Source organism: Vibrio sp. V09_P4A23P171, from assembly GCF_963875615.1.
Lineage (GTDB): Bacteria > Pseudomonadota > Gammaproteobacteria > Enterobacterales > Vibrionaceae > Vibrio > Vibrio anguillarum.
This window is the reverse complement of sequence record NZ_CAWNMR010000055.1, coordinates 145231-158061: the sequence shown is the minus strand read 5'-3', so window position 1 is coordinate 158061 and position 12831 is coordinate 145231. Positions and strand designations below refer to the sequence as shown.

Here is a 12831-nt window from a genome sequence, read left to right as displayed (position 1 = left end):
AGTGGTACGGGTAGTGTAGAAGAGCTGTGTAAGGAAAAAATTGATTCTGTTAGGTTTTTGCTTCGGAAGTGCAAGCGCGAGCATACTTATTTTTCTTTGTGTGATAATAATCACGTTAGAATTTGGAATTGCGCTTTAAGTCAGTAAAATTCATATCATCCAAACTTATGTGTGCCAGAACATGAATAGAAAAAACTGGATGCCAACCGCATCAATATCACAACTCAAACAGCGTGCTCAGTTACTCAAGCAGATCCGCCATTTCTTTGAACTACGAGATGTATTGGAAGTCGATACACCAGCCATGAGTCATGCCACGGTAACCGACATTCATTTGCAAACCTTCCAAACCCAATTTGTTGGCCCAGGGTATGCTGATGGCCGTCAACTTTATTTAATGACAAGCCCAGAGTTTCATATGAAACGACTTTTGGCGGCGGGGAGTGGTTCGATTTATCAGATCAATAAAGCGTTTCGCAACGAGGAAAATGGCCGCTATCACAACCCAGAATTTACGATGTTAGAGTGGTATCGGGTTGGTTTTACTCACCATGATTTAATGGATGAGATGGATCAATTGCTGCAACTTATTTTGCAGTGTGGAGCGGCGCAGAAGATGAGTTACCAACAAGCATTTTTGCAGGTACTTGGGGTTTGTCCGTTAGAAGGCTCAATGGACGAGTTAAAAGCGGCTGCGAGCCGATTAGGTCTAAGTGACATTGCTGAGCCAGAAGAGGATAGAGATACCTTACTGCAACTGCTATTTAGTGTCGGTGTTGAGGCGGAAATTGGTCAACAGGTACCCGTTTTTGTTTACGATTTTCCTGCATCACAAGCGGCACTAGCTAAGATTAACCCGCAAGATCATCGTGTTGCGGATCGCTTTGAGGTCTATTTCAAAGGGATTGAACTTGCGAATGGTTTTCATGAGCTGGACAACCCACAAGAGCAACTGGCTCGTTTTGAAGCGGATAACCAAAAGCGTAAAACGATGAGGCTGGTCGAACAGCCGATTGACTACCACTTGATAGCAGCGTTAGAGGCTGGCTTACCTGAATGTTCAGGAGTGGCGCTTGGTATTGATCGCTTGATTATGCTGGCGTTAGGCCAAGATCATATTGATAACGTGACGGCTTTTCCTTTTCCGATAGCTTAAGCTTTTAAGCTGATGTGGATTGCGCGCTTGTAGTGCGATGAGCGCGCTGAAAAACGGCAACAGTTTCTTATTATGCAATGTAAGCCCTCGCGTCTGGCTGACAACCTCGTTATACTCCTTGTCTGATTTTAAGCCCACATTGCAAGAGCACAGAATATGCAAGAGTACATCGAATTTTTCCAACACAATATGATTCTATCTTTGGCATGGGTAGGTATTCTCGTCGCCTTAATCATGAGCATCGTGAAATCAACCACGGCAGCCTATAAAGAGATCACCGCTTCACAAACGACGCTTTTAATGAATCGTGAAAACGGTGTTGTTGTCGATATCCGCACGAAAGATGAATTTAAAAAAGGCCATATTACTGATGCGGTTCACATTTTACCGTCAGATATTAAATCCGGTAACTTGGCTAGCCTTGAAAAGCACAAGTCTGACCCAATCATTGTGGTATGTAAAACGGGTCAAACCGCGCAAGAGAGTGCCAACCTGCTTGCTAAAGCTGGGTTTGAGAATGTGAATTTACTGAAAAATGGTCTTGTAGCTTGGAATGAAGCGAACTTGCCATTGGTTCGTGGCAATAAATAATTCACTGATCGCGGTTATCTTGAACTGAGTGTGCTGGCTGAAAAGCCAGCATTTGATGCTAAGAGTTGTGATGTTTTCCACGTAATCGTGAGCTCATCTAGTCATTCGAAATCAGCTCGGTTAGTCTAAAAGCAACACTGAATTTGTAAGTATTTAAGGATTTAATCATGGCTGAAGCCGCACAACAAACAGCACAACAAAATTTCGCAATTCAACGTATCTTTCTAAAAGATGTCTCTTTTGAAGCGCCAAACTCACCTGTTATGTTCCAAAAAGAGTGGAATCCAGATGTGAAGTTGGATCTTGACACTCAAAGTCGTGATCTGGGTGAGGGTGTGTATGAAGTCGTATTACGCCTAACGGTGACAGTGAAAAACGCGGAAGAAATCGCGTTCTTATGCGAAGTGCAACAAGGTGGTATTTTTACTGCTGAAAAAATGGAAGCGGGTCAACTTGCTCATTGTTTAGGTGCATTCTGCCCGAACATTCTGTTCCCATATGCACGTGAAACGATTTCTAGCTTAGTTGTTAAAGGGACATTCCCACAACTTAACCTTGCACCAGTGAACTTTGATGCATTGTTTATGAACTACCTACAACAACAAGCGACTCAAGGCGAGCAAGCAGAAGCTTAATCGTTAATGACGTGAGATCATTAACGTTGGCGTTCCACGTCAGACTTTGATGATAAAAAATGCACAAAGCATCCCAGATAATGATGGTGCGTTGTGCATTTTTTGTTTATTTCGAATGCCAATACCTCCGTTCCTTGCTACTCCGTATTGAAAGCTGTATCGGAAGGAATTTAGGTATAACATGACAACACGAATAGCAATGGACGAAACAATGACAGATCCTAACAGTATTTACGGTAAAGCGATCACCATGACAGTAGTTGGTGCGGGTTCTTACGGCACATCTCTGGCGATTTCTTTAGCACGTAACGGTGCTAATGTTGTCCTTTGGGGACACGATGCTAAGCATATGGCTCGTCTTGACGCTGATCGTGCTAACCAAGAATTTTTACCCGGTATTGATTTTCCCGATTCGCTGATTGTGGAAACCGATTTGAAAAAAGCGGTACAAGCGAGCCGCGATTTGTTGGTTGTAGTTCCGAGCCACGTATTTGGCCTTGTTATGAAGAGTTTAAAGCCTCACTTGCGTGATGATTCCCGTATTTGTTGGGCAACCAAAGGGCTTGAACCTGAAACGGGCCGGTTACTGATGGATGTGGCCTATGACACCATTGGCGAGCGCTATTCATTGGCGGTGTTATCTGGGCCGACTTTTGCTAAAGAGCTGGCGATGGGAATGCCTACCGCAATTTCTGTTGCCTCGCCTGACGCGCAGTTTGTCGAAGATCTGCAAGGCAAAATTCACTGCAGCAAAACTTTCCGCGTTTACGCCAATAGTGATTTTATTGGCATGCAGCTAGGTGGTGCGGTGAAAAACGTGATTGCGATTGGCGCTGGCATGTCCGATGGGATTGGCTTTGGTGCGAATGCGCGTACTGCATTGATTACGCGCGGTCTGGCCGAAATGTGCCGTTTGGGTGCAGCGTTAGGTGCTCAGCCTGAAACCTTTATGGGGATGGCTGGATTGGGTGACTTAGTGCTCACTTGCACCGATAACCAATCACGTAACCGTCGCTTTGGTTTGGCGTTGGGACAAGGTAAAGACGTGGATACGGCGCAGCAAGAAATTGGCCAAGTGGTTGAAGGTTATCGCAACACCAAAGAGGTGTGGTTATTAGCGGCGCGCATGGAGGTTGAAATGCCAATAGTTGATCAAATCTATCAAGTGCTGTATCAAGGAAAAGATGCGCGTGTTGCAGCACAAGATTTGCTGGCTCGTGATAAAAAAGCAGAACGCTAATTCATTGCTCATGATTAGGCACAAAGCCTATTAGCAATCTACATTGACGCTCTAGAGATTGGATGAGGAAGGGTGATCAACCAACGATGAAACATTGCGAAAAACTCAAAGTGTGGCAAGCCATAGTCAAAGAGGCGCGCGAGCAGTCAGAACAAGAACCGATGCTGGCTAGTTTTTATCATGCCACTATTATTAAGCATGATAGTTTAAGCTCGGCCTTGAGCTACATTCTTGCCAATAAGCTGAATACGGCCTCAATGCCAGCGATGGCGGTGCGTGAAGTGGTCGAAGAGGCATTTGCCGCAGACCCCAGCATTATGGAAGCGGCGGCGTGTGACATCTGCGCGACTGTCAATCGCGACCCCGCAGTATCTATGTTTTCAATGCCTCTACTTTATCTCAAGGGCTACCATGCCTTACAAGGCTATCGCGTCGCGAACTGGTTATGGAAGCAAGGTCGAGTGGCGTTGGCTACCTATTTTCAAAACCAAATTTCGGTAGCTTGCCAAGTGGACATCCATCCTGCTGCACGTATTGGCCGCGGTATCATGCTTGACCATGCTACGGGCATTGTGATCGGTGAAACCGCAGTGGTGGAGAATGATGTCTCTATTTTACAAGATGTAACGCTAGGTGGAACGGGTAAAGAGTGCGGCGATCGCCACCCGAAAATTCGTGAAGGCGTGATGATTGGCGCGGGTGCCAAAATTCTCGGTAATATTGAAGTGGGCGAAGGGGCGAAAATTGGTTCTTGTTCGGTGGTATTGCAAGCAGTGCCTCCGCACACTACCGTCGCTGGAGTGCCAGCCAAAATTGTCGGTCGTCCGCAAACCGATAAGCCTTCGTTAGATATGGACCAACAATTTAATGGCCGTTCTCAAAGTTTCATTGCCGGTGATGGTATTTGATTTGGTCGCGGAAAACAAAAAGGGTGATGCTCACAGAGCATCACCCTTTTTTATGGTTGGCATTAAGCCATTGCATCGAGTTCAGCAAGCACTTCTTCAGCCCAATCAACCCACGCTTGGCGAACCAGTAGGTTGCGGCGTAGTGTTAGACGCTCAAGGCGCTGTAGCTTATCGAGGGTAGCTGGTGTTGCATAGTACGCAGACTCAATCTCTTTGTAGTGAGCAACCAGTTTTTTCGATTCTTCAACTAATTCACCCAGTTGAATTCGGTAAGGTGTTGCTGGTTGTACCGAGCAAGCGATCAATTTAGCGCTAAATTCATCACGTACGGTTGGGTGAGCTGTAGGTTGGTCAAACCATTCACCTAAAGCGCTGCGACCTGCATCGGTGATGGAGTAAACTTTACGATCTGGCTTGCCATCTTGCGGTTCTAATACACAAGTGACTAGGCCTTGTTGACCCATTTTATTCAGTTCGCGGTAAACTTGTTGGTGGCTGGCTTTCCAAAAATAGCCAATGCTCGAAGAGAACTCTTTTGTGATGTCGTACCCTGTGGCATCGCGAGTGCTCAAAACAGTGAGGATAACGTGTGGTAATGACATGTCTTTAATCCAAATGGTTAATAAACTCAAAAACAACTTGCTCAAACTCGTGTTGTGCTTCTGATGGCATCAATCATGAATGAGTTTAAGCAACACCCACCGTTCTATTGACGGAGTGGGTTGTGTCACCTTAAAAAGCCGTTTATCACCTAGGATTATATGCGTGACGCATATCGACCTGCGATTTGTTATGTTTGTATGCTACCGCAGAGGAGCAGTAGTATATCTAAATAATAAGCATAAAGTAGAATACTTTGTTAGTTTGGCTTAAAAAACTGATAATATGCTCAATAATTTTTGTGATTTAAAATAAAAAGCCGCGCAGAGGCGGCCTTTTAGCTAGTTTGTGAAATAAAATGCTGTTACTTAGCCTGTGTTACGCATTCCTGCTGCAATACCCGCGATAGTCACCATTAAGGCTTCTTCTAACTCTGCTGGTGCGGTTTCGGTTTGGCGAGTGCGGTACAACAGCTCTGCTTGCAGCATATTTAATGGCTCAACATAGATATTGCGCAAACGGATTGACTCTTGACCCCAAGGGTCGCTTTGCATCAAGTTCTCATTGTTTTCTACATTTAACACCGCTTTGATGTCTTTCTGTAATTGAGAACGCAAACGCTCACCGAGCGGGCGTAACGATTCATCGACTAAGCGTTCATCGTAATAGCGTGAGATTTCAATGTTGCACTTGGAGTAAACCATCTCTAGCATGCCTAAACGCGTTGAGAAAAATGGCCATTCACGGCACATCTCTTCCAGCAGTGCTTGGTGTCCTTTATCGATAGAAAACTGAATTGCTTCTCCCGCACCTAGCCAGGCTGGTAGCACGAGGCGGTTTTGGCTCCAAGAGAAGATCCACGGGATTGCACGTAAGCTTTCGACCCCACCATTAGGGTTGCGTTTAGCCGGACGTGAACCGAGCGGTAATTTACCCAGCTCTAGCTCTGGCGTTGCTTGGCGGAAGTACGGGACAAAGTCCGGCTCGCCGCGAACAATATGGCGATACGCTTCGCAAGAGACCTCAGACAATACCTCCATTAAGTCGCGCCAATCTTGTTTTGGCTCTGGTGGTGGCAGCAGGTTCGCTTCTAAAATGGCGCTGGCGTACATCGTAAAACTATTGACCGCTACTTCTGGTAGACCAAGTTTAAAGCGGATCATTTCGCCTTGCTCCGTCACACGCAAGCCACCTTTTAAGCTTTTGGGTGGTTGTGAAAGCAGTGCCGCATGTGCTGGAGCGCCCCCGCGACCAATGGTGCCGCCACGTCCATGGAATAGTGTCAGTTCAATTCCAGCCTCTTCACTGACATTAACCAAAGCTTCCATCGCGCTGTATTGTGCCCAACCGGCGGACATTACACCTGCATCTTTAGCGGAATCGGAGTAACCAATCATCACCATCTGGTGGTTTTGAATAAAGCCACGATAGAGATCAATGCCCATTAGTTGGCGGATCACCGTTTCTGCGTTGTTTAAATCATCCAAAGTTTCGAACAGTGGACAAACGTCCATGCGATAAGGACAGCCACACTCTTGCAACAATAGATGTACGGCAAGTACATCTGATGCGGTACGAGCCATCGAAATCACATAAGCACCAAAGGCTTCGCGAGGCTGAGAAGCAACGATTTTACAGGTGTCGATCACCTCTTGTACCGCTTCTGAAGGCTGCCAGTCACGAGGTAACAAAGGACGTTTTGAGCTCAACTCATTGGTGAGAAACGCAATTTTGTCTTGCTCGCTCCACTGGTCATAATCACCAATGCCTAAATAACGGGTGAGCTCGGAGATCACATCAGAGTGACGAGTGCTCTCTTGGCGAATGTCTAAACGTACAAGATGCACACCAAACGCTTTAATCCGGCGCAGAGTATCAAGCAGCGAGCCATCGGCAATGACGCCCATGCCGCATTGATGTAAAGATTGGTAGCAGGCATAAAGCGGTTCCCACAACTGTGCGATATTTTGCAGTGGTGCTTTGCGTGCCAGTTGTTGGCCATTGATCTTGGCATCCAACACTTCCAGTGTTTCGCTGAGTAGTCCACGCAGGCGTTTGAGAATAGCGCGATAAGGTTCGTGTTCATCTATGCCAGCCAAATCGCGTAGCGCGTCACTGCATTTGGTCATCGACAATTCGCTGACCAGCTCATTGATATCACCTAGGTAGAGATCGGCCGCTTTCCAGCGAGAAAGCAGCATTACTTCACGGGTGATTTTATGAGTCACAAAGGGGTTACCATCACGGTCGCCGCCCATCCACGAAGAGAAATGCACAGGGCGTGCATCAATTGGTAGTCCTTCACCTAAGTAGTTGGTGAGGTGCTCATCAAATTCACGAAGAAAATCAGGCACGGCTTGCCATAGAGAATTTTCCACCACCGCAAAGCCCCATTTTGCTTCATCCAGTGGCGTAGGGCGCTGCTTACGAATCACATCTGAATGCCAGCTTTGCGCGATCAACTGTTCTAAACGGCGTTCGGTTTTTTGGCGCTCTTTAAATGAAAGGTCACTGAGTTCAAGCTTGGAGAGACACTCGTTAATTTTCACCAGCTTGTTGATCATCGTGCGGCGTGTAATTTCGGTTGGGTGAGCCGTTAGCACTAACTCGATATTGAGATCGCGTACCGCTTGAGCAGCATCCAATTTACTGATTTTATTTTGATTCAGTTTAGTAAACAGTAAATTAATCGCATCAGGCTCACACACATGTTCTTCACAGTGACGTGAAATGGTGTGGTACTGCTCGGCCATGTTGGTTAAGTTAAGAAATTGGTTGAATGCCCGCGCTACTGGGGTGAGCTGTTCGTTGGGAAGGTTTTTGATCTCTTCAACCAAGCTGTCTCGGTCGGCTTGATTGCCATTACGGGCTGATTTTGAAAGTTTTCGGATGGTTTCCACTTTCTCTAAGATAACGTCACCATGGGCGTCCTGAATGGTGTTGCCCAGCAAACGGCCAAGCATGCTCACGTTACTTTTGAGCGCAGCGTATTTTTCGTTCATTGTCATCCTGCCTTGTAAAAAAATTACATCCATTGTTCCTTGCTAAGTACACAATCTAGCGAAAAGATCCCTGTAGAGTCAAATAAAGCCGACTATTTTTACGATTATTGCTGAATGTTATTGAACGTGATCATTTGGTGAATAATTGGCGTAAATTACTGAAATTTTATTACAAAAATGCCCGACCGTAGAAACGCTGTCAGGCATTTATCGCTTGAGTAAGCTTGGTAGGCTAGAAGCAGTATTTATACATTGCTTTGGACAAAATCGAGATGGTTGGATCAATAAATTCAAACGCTAGGAATTCATCCGGTTGATGCGCTTGATCGATCGAACCCGGGCCGAGTACCAGTGTTGGGCATAATTGTTGTAAGAACGGTGCTTCAGTACAGTAATTCACGGTTTGTGAAGCGGTATTGCAAATCTCTTCAATGTTGCCAATAAAGGGGTGATCATGCTGACATTCATAACCCGGAATCGCATCATGCAGCGCGGTAATCTCAATGCGACCGGGCCATTTTGCACTGATTTCATTCAGTGCATTGCGCAGCAAGTTATCGAGCCCATCTAGACTCATGCCGGGCAGCGGGCGCACATCGTAATGCAATTCGCAGCAGCCACAAATGCGGTTTGGACTATCGCCACCGTGGATATGACCGAGGTTCAAAGTAGGGTGAGGAATGGCAAAGCCTGGGTGATGGTACTCTTTGATCAATTTGTCGCGCAGTTGCATTAACGCGAACAGCACTTCATGCATGATTTCGATGGCATTTACGCCCAGAGCAGGATCAGAAGAGTGGCCCGATTTTCCTGTCACTCGAATAGCGTTGGCTACGTGGCCTTTATGGCCGCGGATGGGCACAAGGCTAGTCGGCTCACCAATAATGCAGTAATCCGGTTGAAATGGTGCATGTTCAGTGAAATGACGTGCGCCGAGCATGGTGGTTTCTTCATCACAGGTCGCCAACACATACAGCGGTTTACTCTGTTTACTCCAATCGACTTTTTTCACCGCTTCGTAGATAAAAGCAAAAAAGCCTTTCATGTCTGCCGTGCCTAAGCCATAGAAACGATCATTGGCTTGCGTTAACGCGTGTGGTTCAAAATTCCAACGTCCTTCGTCAAATGGAACGGTATCACTGTGCCCCGCGAGCAGTAGGCCACCTTCGCCGCACCCTTTCTTCGCCACTAAATTGTATTTTCCCGGCGCGACTTCAATGGTGTCGACTACAAACCCTAAGCTGGAAAACCAGCTTGCCAATTTATCAATCACACTCTGGTTACCTTCGTCCCAACGAGCATCTGTGGAGCTGATGGAAGAGGTCGAAATCAGACCTTGGTAAACCTCAAGAAAACTGGGTAATTGCATATTATCTTTGCTCCTAGTATTGACAGAGTAATTGCGAGAAGGTAAAACACATATTAAATCACTTTGTGTGAATAAAAAACCGAGTTAAGTGTCTTTTTTGAAATTTATAGTCATTTTTAGATTGTCTTTTTTACCTTGAAATTGGATGTCACGAGATGTTGAAAACCACAATTATCGGAGCTAGCGGTTATACCGGCGCTGAGTTGGCGTATATGGTGCAAAAACACCCACAACTCACGCTATCAGGTTTATACGTTTCCGCCAATAGCCTAGATGCTGGAAAACCAATGGCTGAGCTGCATGGCAAACTCTCCGGTATTGTCGACATGCAGGTACAACCATTAGTGGATCCGGTGAGCGTTGCAAGCCAATGTGATGTGGTGTTTTTAGCTACGGCTCATGAGGTGAGCCATGATCTCGCGCCTATTTTTCTTGCGCAAAATTGTCAAGTTTTCGACCTTTCTGGTGCTTTTCGCGTCAAAGGTGATGATTTTTACCAAAATTACTATGGTTTTAAACATCAACACCCTAAATGGTTAGAAAACGCGGTTTATGGACTGGCGGAATGGAATTGTGAGGCAATTAAGCAGAGCCAATTGATCGCCGTTGCAGGTTGCTATCCAACCGCATCGCAACTTGCGATAAAGCCTTTGGTTGAAGCGGGTTTGTTAGATACAACTCAATGGCCGGTGATTAATGCCACCAGCGGTGTCACAGGCGCGGGCAGAAAAGCGACATTAACCAACAGTTTTTGTGAAGTGAGCTTACAGCCATACGGCGTGTTTACTCATCGCCACCAACCTGAAATCGTCGCCCATTTAGGATGTGATGTGATTTTTACGCCTCACTTAGGGAATTTCAAACGCGGTATTTTGGCCACCGTGACGATGAAGCTTGCATCAGGTATTTCAGAGCAACAAGTCAGCCATGCTTTTGAGAAGGCGTACGCTAACAAACCAGCGGTTCGGCTCAAATCAACCTTGCCGAGCATCAAAGATGTTGAATTTACGCCATTTTGCGACCTCGGTTGGCGAGTGCAAGGTGAGCATATTATCGTCGTGTCCGCGATCGATAATTTATTAAAGGGGGCATCGAGCCAAGCGATGCAGTGTTTAAATATTCATTACGGTTTTTCTGAGCTAACGGCTTTGGTGTAACGCACCAAGCGTAAGGGTTAAATATGACAGATACAAAGCAAAATCCATTAGTGATTAAGTTAGGCGGCGCGGCGCTGTCTTGTTCTGAAACGCTAAGCAAACTGTTTGGCGCAATCGCACTGTATCAAGCCCAGGCTCAGCGACGAATTGTCATCGTGCACGGGGGCGGTTATCTCGTCGATGACCTGATGGCGAAATTACAACTAAAAACCGTGAAGAAAGAAGGTTTGCGTGTCACGCCTTATGATCAAATTCCGCTGATTGCAGGCGCGCTGGCTGGGACAGCCAACAAAATGCTGCAAGGGCAAGCGATTAAAGATGGCTTAAATGCGGTTGGTTTATCGCTCGCTGATGGCGGGTTATGCAAAGTCGAAGAGTTGGATCCAGAACTCGGCGCAGTGGGCAAGGCTTCTCCTGGTGATTCACAAATCGTGCAAGCGATTTTAGCCGCTGGTGGTTTGCCTATTATCAGCTCGATTGGCCTGACCGCTGATGGCCAAATGATGAATATCAACGCCGATCAAGCAGCCGTTGCAGTGGCTGGCGCATTGGACGCAGAGCTCGTTCTGCTTTCCGATGTGAGCGGTGTGCTGGATGGCAAAGGCCATTTGTTGTCGAGCCTCAATGAGCAGCAGGCTAATGCGCTGATTAAAGGCAAAGTGATCACGGATGGCATGATTGTCAAAGTGAAAGCGGCGCTGGAAGCGGCAAATGATTTAGGTCGCCCGATTGAAGTGGCGACATGGCGTTACCCAGATAAGCTCAGCAAATTGTTTGCGGGCGAAAGTATCGGGACCCAATTTTTACCTCAATAAACGCATTTAATCAGTTGTTGATAACAGCTGTAAGTAATTAATCACCCAGAGCACTGACCGCCAAGCGCAGCGCCGGGAAATGGAGAAAGTAAGATGAGCAAGGTTCAAGTCAATAAAGTCGTTGTCGCATACTCTGGCGGTCTAGATACCTCGGTAATCATTCCGTGGTTGAAAGAAAACTACGATTGTGAAGTGGTTGCCTTTGTTGCCGATGTCGGCCAAGGTGAAGAAGAATTGGTCGGCATTGAAGAGAAAGCGAAAGCGTCTGGCGCGTCAGAGTGTTATGTGGTCGATCTTAAAGAAGAGATGGTCGCTGAATACATCTACCCAACACTAAAAACAGGCGCTTATTACGAAGGTAAATATCTACTTGGGACGTCAATGGCTCGCCCAATCATTGCCAAAGCGCAAGTTGAAGTAGCGCGTAAAGTGGGTGCCGATGCGCTGTGTCACGGCTGTACGGGGAAAGGTAATGACCAAGTGCGTTTTGAAGGTGCGTTTGCAGCCCTAGCGCCTGATTTACATGTGATTGCCCCTTGGCGTGAGTGGGACATCGTGAGTCGTGAAGAGTGTCTTGATTTCCTTGCTGAGCGTAACATTCCTTGCGCCGCTTCATTGACGAAAATTTACTCGCGTGATGCGAACGCGTGGCACATTTCGACCGAAGGTGGCGTGCTTGAGAGTACTTGGAACGCCCCTAATGAGGATTGCTGGGTATGGACAGTAGATCCAGAACAAGCGCCAAATGAGCCAGAGTTTGTCACACTGCAGGTCGCGAAAGGCGAAGTCGTTGGCGTCGATGGTGAACTGATGACGCCTTACAACGCACTCGTTTACCTTAATGAGAAAGGCTCTAAACACGGAGTTGGTCGTATCGATATCGTCGAAAACCGTTTGGTTGGTATGAAGTCTCGTGGTTGTTATGAAACCCCGGGAGGCACCATCATGATGGAAGCGTTGCGTGCTGTTGAGCAGTTAGTGCTCGATAAAGCCTCATTCGAATTTCGTGAAGAACTGGGTGTCAAAGCGTCGCATCTTGTATACGATGGCCGTTGGTTCACTCCGCTGCGTAAATCCATCATGGCCGCAGCCGATGAGCTGGCACAGGATGTTAATGGTGAAGTGGTTGTGAAGCTTTACAAAGGGCAAGCGACAGTGACGCAAAAACGTTCGGAAAACAGCTTGTACTCGGAAGAGTTTGCGACCTTTGGTGAAGATGTTGTGTATGACCAAAGCCACGCAGGCGGCTTCATTCGTCTCTATTCGTTGGCAAGCCGGATCAGAGCGTTGAACGAAGCGAAGAAGAATAAAGCCTAGGTTAACACCCAAGGTAGAGACACAAAAATAACAATAAAAGA

11 protein-coding genes are annotated in these 12831 nt (G+C 46.7%); 8 read left to right on the top strand and 3 right to left on the bottom strand.

Annotation, left to right across the window (positions count from 1 at the left end):
• Positions 1-181 precede the first annotated feature (181 nt).
• The 5 genes from epmA (at position 182) to cysE (ending at position 4530) form a co-directional block, all read left to right on the top strand.
• Positions 182-1156 carry an elongation factor P--(R)-beta-lysine ligase gene (gene epmA / locus AACT23_RS14565; RefSeq protein WP_094127509.1) on the top strand — a complete coding sequence of 325 codons (975 nt, stop codon included), beginning with the start codon at positions 182-184 and terminating at the stop codon, positions 1154-1156.
• Positions 1157-1312: 156 nt separating this feature from the next.
• Positions 1313-1747, top strand: a complete 435-nt coding sequence (locus AACT23_RS14560) for a rhodanese-like domain-containing protein (protein ID WP_010317649.1) — start codon at positions 1313-1315, stop codon at positions 1745-1747.
• Between the two features lie 167 nt (positions 1748-1914).
• Complete coding sequence (gene secB, locus AACT23_RS14555; protein WP_013855870.1) at positions 1915-2382, top strand: protein-export chaperone SecB; 468 nt, start codon at positions 1915-1917, stop codon at positions 2380-2382.
• 181 nt (positions 2383-2563) lie between these two features.
• Positions 2564-3622, top strand: a complete 1059-nt coding sequence (gpsA, locus tag AACT23_RS14550; protein WP_013855871.1) for an NAD(P)H-dependent glycerol-3-phosphate dehydrogenase — start codon at positions 2564-2566, stop codon at positions 3620-3622.
• Between the two features lie 86 nt (positions 3623-3708).
• The gene (gene cysE, locus AACT23_RS14545) at positions 3709-4530 is read left to right on the top strand and encodes a serine O-acetyltransferase (RefSeq protein WP_010317654.1); all 822 of its coding nucleotides are present in this window, start codon (positions 3709-3711) and stop codon (positions 4528-4530) included.
• A 62-nt stretch (positions 4531-4592) separates the two neighbouring features.
• On the opposite strand, the gene AACT23_RS14540 is transcribed toward cysE, so the two are convergent.
• The 3 genes from AACT23_RS14540 to argE form a co-directional block, all read right to left on the bottom strand.
• Complete coding sequence (locus AACT23_RS14540) at positions 4593-5132, bottom strand: PadR family transcriptional regulator (protein WP_038149150.1); 540 nt, start codon at positions 5130-5132, stop codon at positions 4593-4595.
• A 366-nt stretch (positions 5133-5498) separates the two neighbouring features.
• Positions 5499-8132 carry a phosphoenolpyruvate carboxylase gene (gene ppc, locus AACT23_RS14535; RefSeq protein WP_094127542.1) on the bottom strand — a complete coding sequence of 878 codons (2634 nt, stop codon included), beginning with the start codon at positions 8130-8132 and terminating at the stop codon, positions 5499-5501.
• A gap of 232 nt (positions 8133-8364) precedes the next feature.
• Positions 8365-9501, bottom strand: coding sequence for an acetylornithine deacetylase (gene argE / locus AACT23_RS14530; RefSeq protein WP_094127506.1), 1137 nt, complete (start codon positions 9499-9501; stop codon positions 8365-8367).
• Positions 9502-9656: 155 nt separating this feature from the next.
• Between argE and argC the strand changes: the two genes are divergently transcribed.
• The 3 genes from argC to AACT23_RS14515 all read left to right on the top strand — a co-directional run bounded on the left by argC (position 9657) and on the right by AACT23_RS14515 (position 12790).
• Positions 9657-10658: an N-acetyl-gamma-glutamyl-phosphate reductase gene (argC, locus tag AACT23_RS14525; RefSeq protein WP_017047265.1), complete on the top strand. Its 1002-nt coding sequence runs from the start codon at positions 9657-9659 to the stop codon at positions 10656-10658.
• Between the two features lie 23 nt (positions 10659-10681).
• Entirely contained in the window at positions 10682-11473 is a 792-nt protein-coding gene (argB, locus tag AACT23_RS14520; protein ID WP_094127503.1) for an acetylglutamate kinase, read from the top strand.
• A gap of 93 nt (positions 11474-11566) precedes the next feature.
• Positions 11567-12790, top strand: a complete 1224-nt coding sequence (locus tag AACT23_RS14515) for an argininosuccinate synthase (protein WP_017043213.1) — start codon at positions 11567-11569, stop codon at positions 12788-12790.
• Positions 12791-12831: the final 41 nt, after the last annotated feature.